Consider the following 20,868-nt stretch of genomic DNA (forward strand, 5'->3'; position numbering starts at 1 on the left):
GGGTCGTCGATCAGCTGCCGGACGCCGCGCGGTCGATGAACAGACTGCCTTTGGTGACGATCTGCTCGCCGGGCTTCAGATTACTGGTGACCTCGACGAGATTGCCGTTGATGAGACCGGTCTTGATCTGGCGCAGCTCGACCGACTTGTCCTCACGCGCGACCCAGAGGCGGACCTTGTCGGCCTCGTAGATCAGCGCCTGCTTCGGCACCGCCGGCGCGGCGCGGTCGCCGGCCGAATAGATCGTGACGTTCGCGAACATTTCCGGCTTGAGCAGCCCGTCCTTGTTGTCGATCGTGGCGCGGACCAACAGGCGGCGGGTGGCGGGGTCGATCGCGGCGGCAACGTAATTGATCTTGGCGCTGAACGGACGGCCCGGCAGCGCCATCACGTTGACGGTGATGTCCTGCCCGATGCACACCGCGGCTGCATCGCTCTCGCGCACGAAGGCGGTGAGCCAGACCGTGGAGAGGTCGCCGACCACGAAGACCGGATCGCTCGCGCCGGAATTGACGTATTGGCCCGGGCCGATCTTGCGCTGCACGACCGTGCCGGAGATCGGCGAATAGATCGTGATCTCCCGGTCGATGACGCCTTTTTCCTGGAACGTCCTGATCGCCTCGTCGGTGAAGCCGAGGATGCGCAGCTTGTTGCGCGCGGCTTCCAGCGCCGTCACCGAGGAGCGCATGTCGTTGCGCGCCTGCACCTGGGCCGCTTCCGCCTGCTGGTAATCCTTCAGCGGAATGGCATGGCCCTCGTAGAGGTCCTTGGCGCGCTTGAACTGGATGTCGGAAAGCTCGAGCGCCGACTTCGCCTTGTTCTGCGAAGTCATCGCCGCGATGAAATCGTTCTGGGCCTGCACGGTGTCGGCGGCCTCGATCGTAAACAGCGGTTGACCTTGCTTCAGCGTCTCGCCCGGCTTTGCGAGCAGCTTGGTGACACGGCCTGCATAGGGCGAGAACACCGGGGTCGAGCGGTCCTCGTCGACTGCGACCTTGCCCTCGGTGACATACTCGGCGCGGAAGCTCCTGGCGGCGACCGGCTCGATCGTCAGCGTCGCCCATTCGGACGGCGTCGGCGTGAAGGTCTGCGCATTCCTGCGCGACTGGCTGGAGATTTCGGAGTGCTTCTTTTCCTTCGCCCCCGAAGAGAAGAAGCCGTACGCTCCGGCACCGGCGCCGGCGAGAGCTAGTAAAACTACGGATGCGATCACCCGTTGTTTTGTAAGCACCTGCAATCGCTTGGTATTCTCAACTACCATGGGGCCCGGTCGTGTCTGCGACGATCTCGGCAAATGACGGCCTGATCGGTCGCGCTAATAGTGCCGAATTGGGAGTTCAAACAACCTAAAAAACGCCTCGCCCCTATCCGTTTGCGTTAAAATTTTGCGACACGTCAGCTTCATGTCAGCTTCGCGCCGGCCAGTGCGCCGGATGACTGCCGAGCGGCATCGCCGGACGGCTCCATCGCGCCGGCGTCTTCGACAGCAGTGCGGAATGCTGCACCGCCTTCAAGGTGCCGAAGCCAGATTGCATGCGTTCTATGAACGCAGCATGTACGGCTTCTCCCGTAGTATCCGGGGTATTCAATCCGCCCTCGAGCCGGCCGAGATTCCACAGCCAGCGCCCCGTCTGCGCCAGCGATACGCGCACGTGCCAGCTGCCGCCTTCGCGCACCTGGCGTGCCTTGGCCATCATCGCGCCGAACGCCATCAGATAGCCGGTGGCGTGGTCGAGCATCTGTGCCGGCAATTCCTTGGGGCCATCGATGCCGGCGGCCTGGCCCTCGGCATGGTTGAAGCCCGTTGTAGTCTGCACCAGGGAGTCGAAGCCGCGCCGCTCGGCCCAGGGGCCGGCGTGGCCATAGGCCGACAGCGTGACATAGACGATGCCGGGATTGATCTGCGCTGCGTGCTCCGGCGCAAAGCCGAGCGCGGCGAGCGCGCGCGGACGATAACCTTGCGAGAAGATGTCGGCGTCCTTGAGCAGCTCGCGCAACTGCACCCGCCCGGCTTCGCTCTTCAGTTCGATGAAGGTGGTGAGCTTGCCGCGGCCGGTGTCGATGGTGAGCCAGTCGATCGCGGGCAGCTCAGGTCCTGATACCAGCAGCACGTCCGCACCGTGCGCAGCGAGCGTGCGGCCGGCGACGGGACCTGCGATGACGCGGGAGAGATCGAGCACGCGAAGACCTGAGAGCGGACGATCGCCTTTTGGCCACGGCTTTGGCGGCGCCTCGCCGATCTTCTCGATCGAGAGCAGCGGCAACTCGGCGAGCGCGCGCGCCTGCGGGTGCGCGGACCATTCGTCGTAGGACCGCATCAAGGCGACGACGCCGCCCGCGGCATAGGCCGCGCTTTCGAAATCCTCGCCCTTCCACTGCATCAATGCGGCCTGTACTTTCTCGCGCTCGGGCTCGCGGTCGAGCACCTTGCAGACGGCGTCGCGGTGATGCGGAAAGTTGGTGTGGCAGCGAACGAAACGGCCATCGCCGGTTCTGTAGACGCCGGCGATGGCGTCCCAGGCCGGTGGCGGTGGCTTGTCGTCGCGGCGCAGATAACGCTCGGAACGGCATTCGGCGACGGCATGGCGCATGTCGACGGAGACGTCCTGCGCCTCGCCGCTGCGCAGCTTCCATATCTCGGCGGCGGCAAGGCCGGCCGCCGCGATCGTGGTCTGGCCGGCGACGGCAACGCGAAACGAGGACGGGATTTGCGGCTCCTCGCCGGTCAGCCGCACGCGGCCGAGCGCGGCCTGATCGCCACCGGCGGAGGTCCAGATATCCTTGAGAATATCGGCGGGGCTTTGCATGGCCACTTCTCTCCCTTGCAGTTGAGCATGATCTCTGCGCAAGCGCGTTCCGCGTTTGTCGCGTCGGAAAACCACTGCACATTCTTCCGGATCATGCTGTAGTTTTGCGACCATCCATCAGCACATAAGGGAATGCAATGGCCGCCATCGATCCCCTCATCGCAGGTGCCGTGTTCATCGCGACAGCGGCCACCGATGCCGTCTATGTCATGTTCACCTCGGCCGTGATCGCGCGCAAGCGCATCCCCGCCGCGAACTGGAGCGCGGTCTGGTACCTGCTCTCCTCTTACGCCGTGATCAGCTACACCGAAAACGCCTTCTATGTCGCCTTCGCCGCGATCGGCTCCTGGGCCGGCGCCTATGCCTCGCTGACCTTCCTGCACCGCCCGCCCGGCGGCCCGCCGGTGGGGGCTGCGCCGGAGTGAGGGAGCCCGCCTCTCTCCGCGTCATTGCGAGGAGCCCTTGCGACGAAGCAATCCAGACTGTTTCTGCGGATGCAATCTGGATTGCTTCGCTGCGCTCGCAATGACGACGTGGGGGCTTCTGGGCGTCTCTCGAAACAGCTACAGTCCCTGCGACCAACAAAAAGGAGCCAACAATGGATCTCGGTCTCAAGGGCAAGAACGCCGTCGTGCTCGGCGGCACGCGCGGCATCGGACGGGCGATTGCGGCGACGCTGGCCGGTGAAGGTGCCAATGTCGCGGTGTGCGCGCGCAACGCCGATCAGGTTGCGGCAACCGTCGCGGAGTTGAAGGCGAGCGGCATCAACGCCACCGGCGGCACGGTCGACGTCACCGACGGCGCGGCGCTGAAAAGCTGGATCGAGACGGCTGGGAAAGCGCTCGGCGGCATCGACTTGCTGTTTTCCAATGCCGGCGCAATGGCGCAAGGGCACGATCCCGCATCCTGGGAGCAGAATTTCCGGCTCGACGTGCTCGGCGCCGTGCACGCCTTCGAGGCCGCCCGGCCGTTCCTCGAGGCAAGCGGCGCCGACGGCGGCGATGCGGCCTTCGTGATCGTCTCGTCGATCGCCGCAGCGCAGGCGGACGCGGCCGGCTCCTACGGCCCGATCAAGGCCGCGCTGATCCACATGGCCAAGGGACTGGCGCGGCAATACGCGAAGAAGAAGATTCGCGTGAATGTCGTGTCGCCCGGCACTGTCTATTTCAAGGGCGGCGTCTGGGAGATGATCGAGAAGAACATGCCGGAGCGGTACCAGGACGCGATGAAGCGCAACCCGACCGGCCGCATGGCGACGCCGCAGGAGATCGCGAACGCGGCGGTGTTTCTGGCAAGCCCGGTGTCGGGATTCACCACGGGGTCGAATCTGGTCGTGGATGGCGCGATCTCGAACCGGGTGAATTTTTGAGGGGCGGCATCATCATCGACGAACTTGGAGGGTGGGCAAAGCGAAGCGTGCCCACCGCTTTCGCGACGAGATCCCAGAAGGTGGGCACGGCGCTTACGCGCCTTTGCCCACCCTACGGCAGCTGAGAGTGTGGCGCGCGATCGCGTCAGCAAACTCGTCATTGCGAGCGTAGCGAAGCATTCCAGCATCTTTCCGCGGGGACAGTCTGGATTGCTTCGCTGCGCTCGCAATGACGGCGTGGTGGGCAGCTCGCCTTACGACGCTCAATGAAAATCCCGCGACGGCGGCAGGATGCGGACGTTGCGGGGGTGTCGGACTTTTTGCGCGGGCATGTCCGCGAGGGCGCGGGGGTCTTCGTTGAGTGGCTCCACGACGGTGGCGCCTGCGGGCACCGGATGTTTGCGGCTTAGCGCATCGTTGGCCAATCCGACCAGATCCTGCGAGCGGTCGACCATGCGCTGGGCGATGAGATGCGTCACCTTCTCCGGGCTGCTCTGGATGTAGCCCTCGACCAGGATGAGGCGCGCGCCCATCACCTCTTTCCGGTACTGCTCCATGATCTTGGGCCACACCACGACATTGGCGATGCCGGTTTCGTCCTCCAGCGTCATGAACACGACGCCGCTGGCGCTGCCCGGCCGCTGGCGCACCAGGACCACACCGGCGCAGCGGACGCGGCGCCGCTCGTTCTCATGGCTGATCTCCTTGCAGGCGACGATACGCTCGCGCGTCAACATCTCGCGCAAGAATTCCATCGGATGGCCCTTCAGCGACAGGCGGATGGTCTGGTAGTCCGCGACCACCTGCTCGGCGCGCGGCATCACCGGCAGCGGTTTTGCGCCTTCGTCCGGCTGCTCGCGCGCGGTCGCCGCCTCGAACAGCGGCAGCGGCACGTCGTCGGGCAGCCGCCGCACCTGCCACAGCGCTTCGCGGCGATCGAGCCCGAGCGAGCGGAACGCATCGGCATCCGCCAAGAGGATCAGCGCGCGCTTGGGCAGCCCGGTGTCGCGGGCAAAGTCTTCCAGCGAGGTGAAGGGACGGCGGTTGCGCGCGGCGACGATGCGATCGGCCCAATCGGGCACTCTCTCCACGTCGTCATTCCGGGGCGCGCCTCTTGGCGCGAGCTCTGGTGCGCAATTGCGCACCTTAGAATCCATACTCCCGATCGTGGTTATGGATTCCGGGCTCGACGCTGACGCGTCGCCCCGGAATGACCGCTGGGAGCGCTTCAGCCTCTCCTCGTCCTCGTCCAGCCAGTGGAATCCATCAATCTGGCGGAAGCCCAGGCGCACGGCGCAGTATTTTCCGTCAGTGTCCTCCAGCGTGTTCTGCGCAAAGCTGTAGGACACGTCGATGTCGCGCACCTCGACGCCGTTCTTGCGGGCATCGCCGACGATCTGCGCCGGCGCATAAAAGCCCATCGGCTGCGAATTCAACAGACCGCAGCAGAAGGCGTCGGGATGATAGTGCTTCAGCCACGACGAAATGTAGACCAGCTGTGCAAAGCTCGCGGCATGGCTCTCCGGAAAGCCGTAGGAGCCAAATCCCTTGATCTGGTCAAAACAGCTTTTGGCGAAATTGGGATCGTAGCCGCGGGCGACCATGTTGCCGATCAGCTTCTCCTCGTACTGGCCGATGGTGCCGACATTGCGGAAGGTCGCCATCGAGCGGCGCAGGCCGTTGGCTTCCTCGGAGGTGAAATGTGCGGCCTCGATCGCAATGCGCATCGCCTGCTCCTGGAACAGCGGGACACCGAGCGTTTTGTGCAGCACCTTGTAAAGCTCGTCCTTGTCACCATGGTCCGGCGACGGAGACGGATAGCTCACCTTTTCCAGCCCGTTCCGCCGCCTTAAGTAGGGATGCACCATGTCGCCCTGGATCGGCCCGGGGCGCACGATCGCGACCTCGATGACGAGATCGTAGAAGGTGCGCGGCTTCAGCCGCGGCAGCATGTTCATCTGCGCGCGGCTCTCGACCTGGAACACGCCAAGCGATTCCCCGCGGCACAGCATGTCGTAGACGTTGGGATCGTCTTGGGGAACGCTCGCAAGCACAAAACGCTCGCCCTTGTGCTGGTCGATGAGATCGAAACATTTCCTGATGCAGGTCAACATGCCCAGAGCGAGCACGTCGACCTTCATCATATGAAGCGCGTCGACGTCGTCCTTGTCCCATTCGATGAAGGTGCGGTCGTCCATCGCGGCGTTGCCGATCGGCACATAGGTGTCGAGCCGGTCCTGGGTCAGTACATAGCCGCCGACATGCTGGGACAGGTGACGCGGGAATTCGATCAGCTCGGTCGCAAGCTCGACCGCGAGGTTGATCATGGGATTTTGCGGATCGAGCCCGGCCTGGCGGACCTGCATGTCGTTGAGGCCCTTGCCCCAGCTGCCCCAGACGGTGTCGGCGAGCGCGGCGGTGACGTCCTCGCTCAGGCCCAGCGCCTTGCCGACGTCGCGGATGGCGCTGCGCGGGCGATAATGAATGACGGTGGCGATGATCGCGGCGCGGTGGCGGCCGTAGCGCCGATAGACATATTGCATCACCTCCTCGCGGCGCGAATGCTCGAAATCGACGTCGATGTCGGGCGGCTCCAGCCGCTCCTTGGAGATGAAGCGTTCGAACAACAGATCGACCTTGGTCGGGTCGACCGAGGTGACGCCGAGCACGTAACACACGGCCGAGTTCGCTGCCGAACCGCGGCCCTGGCACAAAATGTTCTGGCTGCGCGCGTAGTGGACGATGTCGTGCACGGTGAGGAAGTAATGCGCGTATTTCAGCTCGGCGATCAGCGCGAGCTCCTTGTTCAAGGTCGCGCGCAGCTTGTCGTCGATCTTGCCGCCGAAATATTTGTCGACGCCCGCCCAGGTCAGGTCCTCCAGATGCCCCTGCGCGGTCTTGCCCGGCGGTACCGGCTCGTCGGGATATTGGTACTTGAGCTGATCGAGCGAGAACTCGATTGCGTCCGCAAAGCGCATGGTCTCTGCGATCGCCTCGGGAAAATCGCGGAACAGCCGCGCCATTTCGCGCGGCGTCTTCAGGAAGCGCTCGGCATTGGCTTCGAGCTTCCGTCCAATCGCCTCGATCGTGGTCTTTTCCCGGATGCAGGTCAGCACGTCCTGAAGCGGACGGCGGCGAGGATCGTGATACAGCACCTCGTTGGTCGCGAGCAACGGCACCTTGGCCTTTGCGGCGAGATCATCGAGCTGCGAGAGGCGCCGCCTGTCGTCGCCGCGATAGAGCAGGCTCGCCGCCAACCACACGCCCTCGGCACGGCTATCCCTAAGCTTTGCGAGAACATCCAGCGCCTGCGCCGGCTCGAAACGATGCGGCAGCGTCAGGATCAGGAGCTGGCCTTGCGAGAATTCCAGGAGATCGGCGAAGGTGAGACGGCACTCGCCTTTCTCGATCCGCGTGATGTCGTCGCCGCGCTTGCCCCTCGTGAGGAGCTGGCACAGCCGGCCATAGGCGGCGCGATCGCGTGGATAGACCAGGATGTCGGGCGTGCCATCCATGAAGACGATACGGGCGCCGATCAACAGTTTCGGCTTGTGCAGCACCTCGTCATTGTCGAGCTCGTTCCAGGCACGCACCACGCCGGCGAGCGTGTTGTGGTCGGCAATGCCGATCGCGGGAATTCCGAGCTTGCTGGCCTGATGCACATAGGCGCGCGGATCCGAGCCGCCGCGCAGGAAGGAGAAGTTTGTGGTGATGCCGATCTCGGCATAGCTAAGCGTAGTCATGCGAACAGACCGTGCACATACCAGCCGGGAGACGCCGGCTTGCCGTCACCATCGAACACCTCGCCTTCATAGAGACCGTCGCGAAAGATCCAGAAGCGCAGGCCCTCGGCATCCTCGATGCGGAAATAGTCCCGCGTCAGTTGCTTGCCGTCCTGCCGCCACCATTCCATGGCGATGCGCTCGGGCCCCTCCACCCGCACCACCGCGTGCAGCGCGCGGCGCCAGGTGAATTGATGCGGCGGGCCATCGGGCACGGTCGCGAACGGCACCTTGATCGGCTCCGGCTTGTCGAACAGCCGCAAGGGACGCAGCGGCGGCTCGCTCTCGGTACGAACAGGCCATTCGGCCTGCATGGCAGCCGCGAGATGATGCTGCGCCGATGCGGCCAGCACCGCGCTTTCGGGGATATGGGTATCCTGCGGCAGGTGCACGACGACGCGTTTTCCCCCGATGCGCGCGGCGATGCGGTCGATCAAAGCGGCGAGTTCGTCATTGTCGTGGACATGAGCATCGAGATCGCGCTGCTCCTGCACCACGATCTCGGTGCGGCTCGCCGACAACCGCACCATGTCGAAGCCGAAGCCGGGATCGAGGGGATCGGCGAGTGCATCGAGCCGCTCGCGGAACAGGCGGTCGACCACGGCGCTTCGCGTTACGGGGCGTCCGGTTTCGACCGTGATCGCGCGCACCACGCCGTCGGTGCGGAAGAACGTGGCCTCGAGTCGCCGCGCGCCTTTGCCCTGCTTCTCCATGGACGCGATCAACGTGTCGGCGAGCCGCGACAGCGTCATCGCGATCATGGTGTCGGTCGCGATCGGCTCGGCAAAGCGTTTTTCCACGATGTAATCGGGCAGCGGTTTTCGCGGGCTGATCGGCGCATCGCCTTGCCCCAGCGCATGGGCGAGCAGCGTGGAGAAGCGCGCCCCGAACCGCGCCGTGATCTCGGAGGCGCTGCGCGATGCGACATCGCCGATGGTCTTCAGCCCGGCCCGGCGCAGGCCGGTGGTGATGGCTTCACCTGCACCGAGCGCGGAGACTGGAAACGACCTGATCGCCTCCGCCTCGCCGCCATCGGCAACGATGGTGCCGGATGCCTGCCGCGTCAGCGTGCGGGCGCAGATCGAGGTGCCGGCGATCGCCGCGCTGACGGCAAAGCCTTGCCGGCAGAGCGCGCGGACTAATGTCCGCAACAGCGCCGCCTCGCCGCCGAACAGATGGGCGCAGCCGGTGATGTCAAGAAACAGCCCGTGCGGCACATCGAGCGCCACCAGCGGCGTGAAACGGTCGCACCAGTCGGCGATATCGTTGAGCGTCTTGGAATCAGCGACAGGGTCGGCGTCGAACACACGCAAGTCCGGACACATCGCCCGCGCATTGGCGAGCGGCTGGCCGATATACAGGCCGAGGCGCTCGGCGGCCTCGTCCAGCGCATGGATCACCAGCGCATTGTTATCCTTGATGACGACGATATCAGGCTCATGATTGGCCTTACCCAGCCCGGCGCTGTTGAAGAAGCGCTGGATCCTGTCGATGGGCAGGCGCGGCAGCCACAGGCTGAGGATACGTCGACGGTTCACTGAACTGGCACTCATCACAATTCCATTCCATGATCCACCGGCCGCACGGGCCATGACGATTGCGCAAGAGCTCGGCATCGAACACCGGCGCGCCCCAGGCACTCCACACCGAGCCCGGCGGCGAATGCGCCGCACGCAGCATCCATCGCGTCTCCGCGGTCGAGGGCAGCGGCTGCGCGGCCATCCGCAGCAAGAGCCCGGTAACGCCCGAACCTTGCGCGGCGAGCGTCAACTTGCGGCTCGCCACGAGATCGAACTGCCTGATCTCGCCCCAGAGCTCGAGCACGACGGCGCCGAGCGCATCGCAGGCAAGCGCATCGGCCGAGGTGCGTAGCGCGCTCTCGACATCGGCGGCACGCACCATCACCAGGCGGCGCGGATCGAGGCCGAGCTCGGCGAGCCCGCTCATCGACAGCGCGCCGGCCTCGAGCTCCGAAAAATCCTGCCGCACCCATAGCAGCGGCCGGCGCGCGCTCACGCGCCCGGCAAGGCCCATGACAAAGCCCGTCGCGGCCGCGCCCTGGCGGCCCTCGCAAAACACCTCGTGGATCGCCGCGCGCGCGAGCCCGCCCTTCAGCGCGCTGTCGGCCTCGCTGTGGCCGAGGCCGACGCGATCGTGTTGATGCAGGACCTCCGCCGTCTCGATGCGCTCGATCTGGCCGCGCAGGATCGCAAGCGCGCTGATGCGTGCGCCGCTCATGCTCGCCGCTCCTTCAGAGATTGATGCCGTGGCCTTCAAAAGAAGAACCAACGGCTGGCTCATTTGTTCATGATATGTTCTAATATAAAGCTAACGGCGCCAGAAGAGTCAATCGAATTGGCGCGCTGTCGGATTCATGAGCTGAATCAAAGGGATTCCTAAATGGACGTGCAACGCAAACTGGAGATTCTGGCGGATGCCGCCAAATACGACGCATCCTGCGCCTCCAGCGGCACCGAGAAGCGGGATTCCAGTGATGGCAAGGGCATGGGCTCGACCGCGCCAGGCATGGGCATCTGCCATTCCTACGCGCCGGACGGACGCTGCATTTCCCTGCTCAAGGTGCTGCTGACCAACGCCTGCAATTACAATTGCCTCTATTGCGTCAACCGCGCCTCCTCGAACGTAGCACGCGCCCGCTTCACCATCGACGAATTGGTCAAGCTCACGCTCGACTTCTACCGGCGCAATTACATCGAGGGCCTATTTCTCTCCTCCGGCATCATCCGCAGCCCTGACTACACGATGGAGCAAGTGGTGAGCGTCGCACGAAAACTGCGCGAGGAGCATCACTTCCGCGGCTACATCCATCTGAAGACCATTCCCGAGGCCGACGACGCGCTGATCGCGGAGGCCGGCAAATATGCCGATCGTCTCTCGATCAACATCGAGATGCCTGAGGAGACCAGCCTGCAGCAATTCGCGCCGGAGAAGGACGTGCGCGCGATCCGCCGCACCATGGGTCGGCTGCGGCTGAAGCTGGACGAGGCCGAGGAGAACCGCACAACGAAAACAAAGGCCAAGCCGCAGCGCTTCGCGCCCGCCGGACAAAGTACGCAGATGATCGTCGGCGCAGATAGCGCCTCCGATCACACCATTCTCCACACCAGCGCCAATCTCTACGGCGCCTACCGGCTACGGCGCGTCTATTACTCCGCCTTCAGCCCGATCCCCGATGCCAGCCGCGCGCTCCCCCTGCGGGCGCCGCCGCTGCTGCGCGAGCACCGGCTCTACCAGGCCGACTGGCTGATGCGGTTCTACGGCTTCGATGTCGGCGAGATCGTCGACGACAGCGCCATGCTGCCGCTCGACATCGATCCCAAGCTCGCCTGGGCACTGCGCCACCGCGACCGCTTCCCGCTCGACGTCAACCGCGCCAGCCGCGAGGAGCTGCTGCGCGTTCCGGGGTTCGGCACCAGGACGGTCGAACGCATCATCGCGACGCGGCGAACCACCACGATCCGCCTCGCCGATCTCGCGCGGCTGCATGTGCCCCGCAGCAAGGTGCTGCCGTTCATCGTCCTCAGCGATCACCGCCCCGCCCCACACCGGCTCGACGCTGCCGGGCTGATCGAACGATTCAAGCCCAAAGCAACTCAACTGGGATTTGGCTTCTGATGCAGTACATCACCCTCGACACCGAAACCGATTTCGACGGCTGGCGCAAAGCCGCGCGGAGCCTCGTGCTTCACCACGTGCCACCCAGCGATGTCACCTGGACCGTGCAAGGCGGCGAAGCGGAGTTGTTCGCGCCGCCCGCGCCGTCTCCGATCCTCGAGGTGAACGACAGCACCTTCAATGTCTCGGCAAAATTCGTCGAGCTCGCGAAGGCGGCGATCCTGCACCGCGACGGCGAGCGCTTTGCGATCCTCTATCGCCTGCTGTTCCGGCTGAAGGACAACCACGATCTCATCGAGGTCGCGACAGACCCCGATGTCGCGCAGGTCACGGCCATGGCGAAAGCGGTCTATCGCGACGAGCACAAGATGCATGCCTTCGTGCGCTTCCGCGAGATCGGCCGGGAACGCCAGGCGCATTACGTCGCATGGTTCGAGCCGGAGCATCACATCGTCGAGCTCGCCGCGCCGTTCTTCGCCAAGCGTTTTGCCGACATGCCCTGGTCGATCCTGACCCCGGACCTCTGCGCGCATTGGGACGGCCACGCGCTCTCGTTCACGCCGGGCGTCAGCAAGAGCGAGGCGCCGGGCGAAGACCGGCTCGAGGAAACCTGGCGGCGCTACTATGCCAGCATCTTCAATCCGGCCCGGCTCAAGGTGAAGGCGATGCAGGCCGAGATGCCGAAGAAATATTGGAGGAACCTGCCCGAGGCTTCGATCATTAAGCCCTTGATCGAGGACGCCGAACGCATGACCGGTGCCATGATCGCCAATGCCGCAACCGATCCGCATAAGCCTCAGAAGCGGCCGGAGGCTCCGATGAAACGCAAGCCAGCTGCCGACGATCTCGATGGGCTCCGCGAGGAAGCCGCCCATTGCCGCGCCTGCCATCTCTACAAGGACGCGACGCAGACCGTGTTCGGCGAAGGCCCCGAGAATGCCAACATCATGCTGGTCGGCGAGCAGCCCGGCGACAAGGAAGACCTCGCCGGTCACCCCTTCGTCGGTCCGGCCGGCCAGATGCTCGACCGTGCGCTTGAGGAAGCCGGCGTCGACCGCAAGAAGGTCTATGTCACCAACGCGGTGAAGCACTTCAAATTCGTGCCGCGCGGAAAGATCCGCCTGCACCAGAAGCCGAACACCCCGGAGATCCGGGCGTGCCGGCAATGGTATGAGCGGGAAGTTTCAGCAATCCAGCCGGATCTCATCGTCGCGATGGGCGCCACCGCCGCGCAAAGCGTGTTCGGCAAGATCACTCCGATCGGCAAGAACCGCGGCCGGTTGATCGATCTTCCCGACGGACGCAAAGCGCTCGTGACGGTGCATCCGTCCTATCTGCTGCGGCTGCCCGATCCCGAAGCCAAGGTGCTGGAGTATCGACGCTTTGTCGAGGACTTGAAGATCGCCGCCGGCTTGCAGAAGAAGGCCGCGCGGGCGGCCTAGGCACTGGCAGGACGACGGCATACTTGCAGGAAAACGGCTTTCGCGCGTCGGTTGTCATCCAGCCTTCAAATCCATCGCGGACAATACCTGGACCTGAAAGTTAAGGGGCGTCCAGATATGACCGATGTAGCATTTGACCGCGCGGTAGCCGATCCCGCGCCGATCCAGCCGGCCTCACGGCCAAATCTCGACAAGGGCTTCAATCCGCTGACGATGATCCTGTTCTTCGGCATCCTCGCCGCGGGCCTGCTGTTCGTCGCCTACAGCATCTATGTCGACGTCAACGCCACCGGCACGCGGGTGACGACCTATCTGCCCTACATCCTTCTGTTCATCGCGCTCCTGATCGCGCTCGGCTTCGAATTCGTCAACGGCTTCCACGACACCGCCAATGCGGTGGCGACCGTGATCTACACCCATTCGCTGCCGGCCGAGGTCGCGGTGATGTGGTCGGGCTTCTTCAACTTCCTCGGCGTGCTCCTGTCCTCCGGCGCGGTCGCCTTCGGCATCGTCTCGCTGCTGCCGGTCGAGCTGATCCTCCAGGTCGGCTCCAGCGCCGGCTTCGCCATGGTATTCGCGCTGCTGATCGCCGCGATCCTGTGGAATCTCGGCACCTGGTTCTTCGGCCTGCCCGCCTCCTCCTCGCACACGCTGATCGGCTCGATCATCGGCGTCGGTATCGCCAACGCCGTCATGCGCGGCCGCGACGGCACCTCGGGCGTGGACTGGACCAAGGCGACCGAGATCGGCTACGCGCTGCTGCTGTCGCCCCTGTTCGGCTTCATCTGCGCCGCCACGCTGTTGCTCGTGCTCAAGTTCATCGTGCGCAACCCGGCGCTCTATTCCGCGCCTGAAGGCAACAAGGCGCCGCCGCTGTGGATCCGCGGCCTCTTGATCGCGACCTGCACCGGCGTCAGCTTCGCGCACGGCTCGAACGACGGCCAGAAGGGCATGGGCCTGATCATGCTGATCCTGATCGGCACCGTGCCGACGGCCTACGCGCTCAACCGCGCGCTGCCGGAATCGCAGGTCGTCCAGTTCCAGAAGACCTCGGATGCCGCCGCCAGGGTGATCTCGGCGAAGGGCGCCGGCCACAGCATCATCGGCGATCCCCGTCCCGCCGTGACGCAGTATATCACGCAGCGCCACATCAACGAGGGGACCTATCCCTCGCTCGCGGTTCTGGTGAAGGACGTCGGCGACCAGGTCGCCAAATACGGCACGCTGAACAAGGTGCCCGCGGAAGCCGTCGGCAACACCCGCAACGACATGTACATGACCTCCGAAGCGATCCGCTTCCTGATGAAGGACAAGGAGAACGATCTCAACAAGGAGGAGATTGCGACCCTGAACGCCTACAAGGGATCGCTCGACGCCGCCACGAAGTTCATCCCGAACTGGGTGAAGATCGCGGTCGCGATCGCGCTCGGCCTCGGCACCATGATCGGTTGGAAACGCATCGTCATCACGGTCGGCGAGAAGATCGGCAAGAGCCATCTCACCTATGCGCAAGGAGCGTCCGCCGAGCTCGTGGCCGCCGCCACGATCGGCGCGGCCGACGTGTTCGGCCTGCCGGTCTCCACCACCCATGTGCTGTCGTCGGGCGTCGCCGGCACCATGGCGGCGAACGGTTCGGGCCTGCAATGGTCGACGATCCGCAACCTGCTGATGGCCTGGGTGCTGACGCTGCCTTGCGCGATCATGCTGTCGGCCACGCTCTACGTGATCTTCTCGCGGATGTTCTGAGAGCCTCTCCCTCTCCCCGTTGTTACGGGGAGAGGGCTGGGGTGACGGGCTCCATCCGAGAAAATGGTGACAGATGGACTCGCGGAGAGTCCCCCTCACCCGGCGCTTCGCGCCGACCTCTCCCCGCAAGCGGGGCGAGGTGAACTAAGACGCCGCGAGCTGCTCCTCGACCAGCTTCACCCAATAGGACGTGCCGTAGACGATAGCCTCGTCGTTGAAATTGTAGGCGGGGTGATGCAGGCCGGCGCTGTCGCCGTTGCCGCAGAAGATGAAGGCGCCGGGCCGCGCTTCGAGCATGTAGGCGAAATCCTCGCCGCCCATCAGCGGCGCCATCTCGTGCACATGGGCCTCGCCCGCGACCTGCGTGGCGATGCGCCGTGCCACCTCGGTCTCAGCCGCGTGGTTGTTCACGACCGGATAATTGCGCTTGTAGTGCAGGTCGATCTTGGCGCCGGTGATCTGCGCCACGCCTGCCACGACTTCATGCACGCGCTTCTCGACCAGCTTGCGCACCTCCGGCGTCAGCGTGCGGATGGTGCCTCTCAGGGTCGCGGTCTGCGGAATGACGTTGCGGGCATTGCCGGCGTGGAATTCGCAGATCGAGATCACCGCCGATTCCAGGGGATCGACGCTGCGCGAGACGATCGACTGCAGCGCCGTGATCACCTGCGCGCCGACCAGAACGGAATCGACGCATTTGTGCGGACGCGCGGCGTGGCCGCCGACGCCTTCGATCATGATGTCGACCTCGTCGGTCGCCGCCATGATGGGGCCTGGGCGGATCGCGAACGAGCCGACCGGAATGCCCGGGCCGTTGTGCATGCCGTAGACCTGCTCGATGCCGAAGCGCTCCATCAAGCCGTCCTTGACCATGGCCGCGCCGCCGGCGCCGCCCTCCTCGGCCGGCTGGAAGATCACCACGGCATCGCCGGCAAAATTGCGCGTCTCGGCGAGATAGCGGGCCGCCCCGAGCAGCATCGCGGTGTGGCCGTCATGGCCGCAGGCGTGCATCTTGCCGGGGGTCTTGGAGGCGTAAGGCAGATTGGTCTGCTCCTCGACCGGCAGCGCGTCCATGTCGGCACGCATGCCGATCGCCTTGAGCCCCTCGCCGGCAGGCTTGTTGCCCTTGATCACGCCGACGACGCCGGTCTGGCCGAGGCCGGTCACGACCTCATCGCAGCCGAACTCCCGCAGACGGTCCGCGACGAATGCTGCGGTGCGGTGGACGTCGTACAGCAACTCAGGGTGCTGGTGGATGTCCCGCCGCCAAGTCTGGATATCGGGCTGAAGATCGGCGACGCGGTTCACGATGGGCATGTAAGGTCTCGAGCTGGTTGGAAGTACAGGACTATCTACCATGCAAGCGTCGGTCCACCCAACCGCCGGCAATCGGGGTCTAGCCCTGTTCACCCGGCATGGCCGGGCTTGTCCCGATCGGCCGCGTCGGCCTATTAGACGGAACGCAAAGAGACTATCCGGGTGGAAGCAGAATGCCGAGGCGCCTTGAAGGTGAGTTTGACTACATTGTCGTCGGAGCCGGCACCGCGGGCTGCATCATCGCCAACCGGCTGTCGGCTGCCCCAGGCAACCGCGTTCTCATCCTTGAAGCCGGCGGCGACGACAATTGGATCTGGTTCCACATTCCGGTCGGCTATCTCTTCGCCATCGGCAATCCACGTTCGGACTGGATGTTCAAGACCGAGGCCGAGCCCGGCCTGAACGGCCGTTCGCTGGCCTATCCGCGCGGCAAGGTGATCGGCGGCTGCTCGGCCATCAACGCCATGATCTCGATGCGCGGACAGGCTGCCGACTACGATCACTGGCGCCAGCTTGGCCTGACCGGCTGGGGTTATGACGACGTGCTACCGCTGTTCATGCGCCTCGAGGACCACTTCCTCGGCGCCAGCGAGCATCACGGCGCCGGGGGCGGTTGGCGCATCGAGGCGCCGCGGCTGTCATGGGCCATTCTCGATGCGGTCGGTGATGCCGCCGAGGAGATGGGCATCAAGCGCATCCCGGATTTCAACACCGGCGACAACGAAGGCACCAGCTATTTCCACGTCAACCAGAAGCGCGGCCGGCGCTGGTCGTCGGCGCGCGGCTTCCTCAAGCCGGCCTTGAGGCGCCCCAATCTGCGACTCGAGAAGCACGTGCTGGTCGACCGCCTCATCATCGAGCAGGGCCGCGCCGTCGGCGTGCGCTTCATCCGGAACGGCGAGATCGTCGAGGCGCGTGCGAAGCGCGAGGTGGTGCTCTCGGCAGGCTCCATCGGCTCGGTGCAGGTGCTGCATCGCTCCGGCATCGGCCCTGCCGACTGGCTGTCGCCGCTCGGCATCGACATCGTCATGGACAAGCCCGGCATCGGGCGCAATCTCCAGGATCACCTGCAACAGCGCGCGATCTACAAGGTGGAGGGCGTGCGCACGCTGAACGAGACCTATTACAATCTGTTCCGCCGCGGCCTGATGGGGCTCGACTACGCCTTCCGCCGCCGCGGTCCGCTGACCATGGCACCGTCGCAGCTCGGCATCTTCACGCGCTCCGATGCGACGCGCGCCCGCGCCAATATCCAGTTTCACGTGCAGCCGCTGTCGCTCGACAGGTTTGGCGATCCCTTGCATCGCTTTCCCGCAATTACCGTCAGCGCCTGCAATCTGCAGCCGACCTCGCGCGGCACGGTGCGGTTGCGCGCGACAACGCCTGACGAGAAGCCGATCATCGCGCCGAACTATCTGTCGACCGACGACGACCGACAGGTCGTCGCCGACGCCATTCGCACCACGCGGCGCCTGATGCAGCAGAAGGCGCTGGCAAAATATCGCCCCAGCGAATATCTGCCGGGGCCGACGGTCGGCGACGACGACGCCTCGCTGGCGAAGGCCGCCGGCGACATCGGCACCACCATTTTCCATCCCGTCGGCACCGCGAAGATGGGCACGCCGAACGATCCGATGGCGGTGGTGGATGAGCGCCTGCGCTTCTATGGCCTCGGCAATTTGCGCATCGTCGATGCCTCGATCATGCCGACGATCACCTCGGGCAACACCAACACGCCGACCGCAATGATCGCCGAGAAGGGTGCGACGATGATCCTGGAGGATGCGAAGTAGACGCTATCGTGTCCCGGACGCGGCGCAGCGCGAAGCGGTGCGACGCTGAGCCGGGACCCTTGCGGCAAGTCCCGGCTCTGCGGCGCACCGCCAAGCGGCGCTGCGCCCTGTCCGGGACACGAGACTGCACTCACGAAATCGTCATTCCGTCGGGGAATAAGCCGCGCCCTCCCCCGATCATCTCCCCGAAGCCCAATTCCGGGCGACGTGGAGAGGCGCGATGAGCGGACACAATCACGGGGACGACGGCGTCAGCCGCCGCAAGGTGCTGGAGTGCATGACCTGGGCCGGCACCGGGGTGCTCTGGACCGTCACGGGCGGCGTGCCACGCTCGATCGGCATCATCGATTCGGCCGAGGCCGCAACGGCGGCCGCGCCCGGCATGACCTTCCTCCAGATCAGCGACAGCCATGTCGGCTTCGACAAGCCGGCCAATCCCAACGCGCTCGGCACGCTGGAAGAGGCCGTGAACAAGATCAACGCGATGCCGGCAAAGCCGTCGTTCATGATCCACACCGGCGACATCACGCATCTGTCGAAAGCCGCCGAGTTCGACAATGCCGAGCGCATCATCTCGCAGACCAAGCTCGACGTGCATTACGTGCCCGGCGAGCATGATTTCATCGACGAGGAGGTGAAGCTCTATCGCGAACGCTACGGCCGCGGCACCAAAGGTCACGGCTGGTACTCGTTCGACGCCGGGGGCGTGCACTTCATTGGCCTCGTCAACGTGGTCGACCTCAAGGCCGGGGGCCTGGGCAATCTCGGCGCCGAGCAGCTCGCCTGGCTCGAGGACGATCTGCGCGGCAAGTCAAAATCGACGCCGATCGTGCTGTTCGCGCACATCCCGCTCTGGACCGTCTATCCGCAATGGGGTTGGGGCACCGAGGACGGCGGGCGCGCGCTGGAATACGTCAAGGGCTTTGGCTCGGTCACCGTGCTGAACGGGCACATCCATCAGGTGATGCAGAAGGTCGAGGGCAACGTCACCTTCCACACCGCGCGCTCGACCGCCTTCCCGCAGCCGGCGCCGGGGGCCGCGCCCTCGCCCGGTCCGATGAAGGTCGAGGACGCAAGGCTGCGCTCCATGCTTGGGGTCGCCAGCATCAACTTCAAGCAGAACGAGCAGCGGCTCGCGATCATCGACACGCCGCTCCAGGGCTAAGGTTGAACGGAAGCTGACAATGAAGACTTTCAATCGCCGCGACTTCGGTTTCGACCTCGGTCTCGCTCTGGCCGCGGCTATCCTGTTGCCCGCGGCAAAGGCGCACGCCGACGACACGGACGTGCATATCGACAATTTCGTGTTCCAGCCGGCCGAGCTCAAGATCAAGGTCGGCACCACCGTGACCTGGACCAACCGGGACGATATCCCGCACACCATCGTCTCTGCCGGCAAGTTCAGGTCCAAGACCCTTGATACCGACGACAAGTTCTCCTTCACCTTCACCAATGCGGGCGACTACAAGTATTTTTGTTCGCTGCACCCGCACATGACGGGGATGATCAAGGTTGAGTAACGTCTTCAACCAAGGCATCAACGTCCTGCCCGGCCGGTGGTCCCACGCCGGCCGGGCGCATGCGCCCGCGGTCAAGGCAAAAGAAGAACCAGAGGCAAAGCGAGGAGCGATGCCCGCCACCGACGATGTGCAGAAGGCACAGCGCTTCCGCGAGGCAGCGCTGCCCTATCTCGACGACGTCTACACGCTCGCACGCTACCTGCTGCGCGATGCCTCTGACGCCGAGGACGCGGTGCAGGAGTGCTATCTGCGCGCGCTGAAGCATTTCGACAGCTACCGGGGGCCTGCGATGAAGCCCTGGCTGTTCGCGATCCTGCGCAACGTCTGCAACGCCGAATATGTGCGTCGCGCGAACCGGCCCAGCGCGATCGAGGATACGCTAGGTGCCGCCGAGCAGACGCCGCTCTGGCGGGAGACCGAGGCGAGCCCCGAGACTGAAGTGCTGCGCAGCCGCGATGCCGGCGCAATCCGCAAGCTGATCGACGCGCTCGCCGAGCCGTTCAAGGAAACCTTCGTCCTGCGTGAGATCAACAACCTGTCCTATCGTGAAATCGCCGAGGCCGTCGGCGTCCCCGTCGGCACCGTGATGTCCCGCCTCGCCCGCGCCCGCGCCATGCTGCGCGCGGCCTGGACGGAAGAGGAGCAAGCGAAATGACCTGCGACGAAGCAAGGATCCTGCTTCACGCGCTGCTCGATGGCGAGCTCGATGCCGGCCACGCGCGCGAGGTCGAAGCCCATATCGCGAGCTGCCCGGCCTGCGCCGCGGAGTTCGCGGCGCAGCGCGAGATGCAGCGCGTGCTCGCAGGTACCAATTTGCGCTACACCGCGCCGGCAAGCCTGCGCGCTCGCATCGAAGCCTCGTTGCCTGAGCCGCAGCGCCAGCAGCCGAGCCGCCGCGCCGTGCTGCGCGGATTTGCGATGGGCTCGGCCGTCTCCGCGCTCGCCGCCACCGGAATCGTCGCGGTGGTGCTGCGCCAGGATGACCAGCAGCGCATTCTGTCTGAGGTCGTCTCCGCGCATCTGCGCTCGCTCCAGGCCGGCCATCTCACCGACGTGGTCTCGACCGACCAGCACACCGTCAAGCCCTGGTTCAACGGCAAGCTCGACGTCGCACCACCGGTGATCGACCTCACCGCGCAAGGTTTTACGCTCGTCGGCGGCCGGCTCGACTATATCGACGCCCGCGCCATCGGCGCCGTGGTCTACCGGCGCCGGCAACACGTGATCAATCTGTTCGTGTCGCAAACTTCAAGCACCGAGCATCGGCCGCCGAAGACCCAGACCATGCAGGGCTTCAACTGCCGCCGCTGGGGCGGCCGCGGCCTGAACTTCTGGGCCGTCAGCGATCTCGGCGCCGACGAACTTGCCGAATTCGTCGACAAGTTCGAGGCGGCAATGAAGGCGAACGTGGAGGGGTAGATTGGGCCAGCATCATTGCGAGGAGCGAAGCGACGAA

At 64.9% G+C, this 20,868-nt stretch carries 16 protein-coding genes; 10 read left to right on the forward strand and 6 right to left on the reverse strand.

The features are described from left to right. Positions 1 to 10: 10 nt before the first annotated feature. The gene (locus ACNJYD_RS26360; protein WP_212259666.1) at positions 11 to 1,261 is read right to left on the reverse strand and encodes an efflux RND transporter periplasmic adaptor subunit; all 1,251 of its coding nucleotides are present in this window, start codon (positions 1,259 to 1,261) and stop codon (positions 11 to 13) included. Between the two features lie 145 nt (positions 1,262 to 1,406). Then, positions 1,407 to 2,807, reverse strand: a complete 1,401-nt coding sequence (locus ACNJYD_RS26365; RefSeq protein ID WP_439363754.1) for a CoA transferase — start codon at positions 2,805 to 2,807, stop codon at positions 1,407 to 1,409. A 137-nt stretch (positions 2,808 to 2,944) separates the two neighbouring features. On the opposite strand from ACNJYD_RS26365, the gene ACNJYD_RS26370 reads away from it, so the two are divergent. After that, positions 2,945 to 3,232, forward strand: coding sequence for a hypothetical protein (locus tag ACNJYD_RS26370; RefSeq protein ID WP_057027154.1), 288 nt, complete (start codon positions 2,945 to 2,947; stop codon positions 3,230 to 3,232). Positions 3,233 to 3,405: 173 nt separating this feature from the next. Then, positions 3,406 to 4,176 (forward strand): SDR family NAD(P)-dependent oxidoreductase, encoded by a 771-nt coding sequence (locus ACNJYD_RS26375; RefSeq protein ID WP_439363755.1) that lies wholly within the window; start codon positions 3,406 to 3,408, stop codon positions 4,174 to 4,176. Positions 4,177 to 4,439: 263 nt separating this feature from the next. Here ACNJYD_RS26375 and ACNJYD_RS26380 read toward each other — a convergent pair whose 3' ends face one another. The 3 genes from ACNJYD_RS26380 to ACNJYD_RS26390 are packed head-to-tail and all read right to left on the reverse strand — an operon-like array spanning position 4,440 to position 10,196. Next, positions 4,440 to 7,919: an error-prone DNA polymerase gene (locus ACNJYD_RS26380; RefSeq protein ID WP_439363756.1), complete on the reverse strand. Its 3,480-nt coding sequence runs from the start codon at positions 7,917 to 7,919 to the stop codon at positions 4,440 to 4,442. Beyond that, entirely contained in the window at positions 7,916 to 9,511 is a 1,596-nt protein-coding gene (locus ACNJYD_RS26385; protein WP_439363757.1) for a Y-family DNA polymerase, read from the reverse strand. The genes ACNJYD_RS26380 and ACNJYD_RS26385 overlap by 4 nt, the downstream gene beginning before the upstream one ends. Further along, positions 9,408 to 10,196: an ImuA family protein gene (locus ACNJYD_RS26390; RefSeq protein WP_439363758.1), complete on the reverse strand. Its 789-nt coding sequence runs from the start codon at positions 10,194 to 10,196 to the stop codon at positions 9,408 to 9,410. The genes ACNJYD_RS26385 and ACNJYD_RS26390 overlap by 104 nt, the downstream gene beginning before the upstream one ends. Before the next feature lie 162 nt (positions 10,197 to 10,358). On the opposite strand from ACNJYD_RS26390, the gene ACNJYD_RS26395 reads away from it, so the two are divergent. The 3 genes from ACNJYD_RS26395 (at position 10,359) to ACNJYD_RS26405 (ending at position 14,782) form a co-directional block, all read left to right on the forward strand. After that, complete coding sequence (locus tag ACNJYD_RS26395) at positions 10,359 to 11,594, forward strand: putative DNA modification/repair radical SAM protein (RefSeq protein WP_439363759.1); 1,236 nt, start codon at positions 10,359 to 10,361, stop codon at positions 11,592 to 11,594. Beyond that, positions 11,594 to 13,036, forward strand: a complete 1,443-nt coding sequence (locus ACNJYD_RS26400; RefSeq protein WP_439363760.1) for a UdgX family uracil-DNA binding protein — start codon at positions 11,594 to 11,596, stop codon at positions 13,034 to 13,036. Before ACNJYD_RS26395 ends, ACNJYD_RS26400 begins: the two co-directional genes overlap by 1 nt. 117 nt (positions 13,037 to 13,153) lie before the next feature. Further along, on the forward strand, positions 13,154 to 14,782 hold the full coding sequence (locus ACNJYD_RS26405; RefSeq protein WP_439363761.1) for an inorganic phosphate transporter: 1,629 nt from the start codon (positions 13,154 to 13,156) through the stop codon (positions 14,780 to 14,782). A gap of 144 nt (positions 14,783 to 14,926) precedes the next feature. Here the strand turns inward: ACNJYD_RS26405 and ACNJYD_RS26410 are convergent, their stop codons facing one another. Beyond that, positions 14,927 to 16,099 (reverse strand): M20 aminoacylase family protein, encoded by a 1,173-nt coding sequence (locus tag ACNJYD_RS26410; protein WP_439363762.1) that lies wholly within the window; start codon positions 16,097 to 16,099, stop codon positions 14,927 to 14,929. A 173-nt stretch (positions 16,100 to 16,272) separates the two neighbouring features. Here ACNJYD_RS26410 and ACNJYD_RS26415 point away from each other — a divergent pair, with 173 nt between their 5' ends. The 5 genes from ACNJYD_RS26415 (at position 16,273) to ACNJYD_RS26435 (ending at position 20,831) form a co-directional block, all read left to right on the forward strand. Then, positions 16,273 to 17,892 carry a GMC family oxidoreductase gene (locus ACNJYD_RS26415; RefSeq protein WP_439363763.1) on the forward strand — a complete coding sequence of 540 codons (1,620 nt, stop codon included), beginning with the start codon at positions 16,273 to 16,275 and terminating at the stop codon, positions 17,890 to 17,892. A 220-nt stretch (positions 17,893 to 18,112) separates the two neighbouring features. After that, on the forward strand, positions 18,113 to 19,057 hold the full coding sequence (locus ACNJYD_RS26420) for a metallophosphoesterase family protein (protein ID WP_439363764.1): 945 nt from the start codon (positions 18,113 to 18,115) through the stop codon (positions 19,055 to 19,057). 19 nt (positions 19,058 to 19,076) lie between these two features. Next, positions 19,077 to 19,412: a cupredoxin domain-containing protein gene (locus ACNJYD_RS26425; RefSeq protein WP_439363765.1), complete on the forward strand. Its 336-nt coding sequence runs from the start codon at positions 19,077 to 19,079 to the stop codon at positions 19,410 to 19,412. 109 nt (positions 19,413 to 19,521) lie between these two features. Next, positions 19,522 to 20,067 carry a sigma-70 family RNA polymerase sigma factor gene (locus ACNJYD_RS26430; protein WP_439363766.1) on the forward strand — a complete coding sequence of 182 codons (546 nt, stop codon included), beginning with the start codon at positions 19,522 to 19,524 and terminating at the stop codon, positions 20,065 to 20,067. Further along, a complete protein-coding gene (locus ACNJYD_RS26435) occupies positions 20,064 to 20,831 on the forward strand; it encodes an anti-sigma factor family protein (RefSeq protein ID WP_439363767.1) in 768 nt (255 codons plus the stop codon). Before ACNJYD_RS26430 ends, ACNJYD_RS26435 begins: the two co-directional genes overlap by 4 nt. Positions 20,832 to 20,868 lie beyond the last annotated feature (37 nt).

Source organism: Bradyrhizobium sp. SPXBL-02 (genome assembly GCF_051853065.1).
Taxonomy (GTDB): Bacteria; Pseudomonadota; Alphaproteobacteria; order Rhizobiales; family Xanthobacteraceae; genus Bradyrhizobium.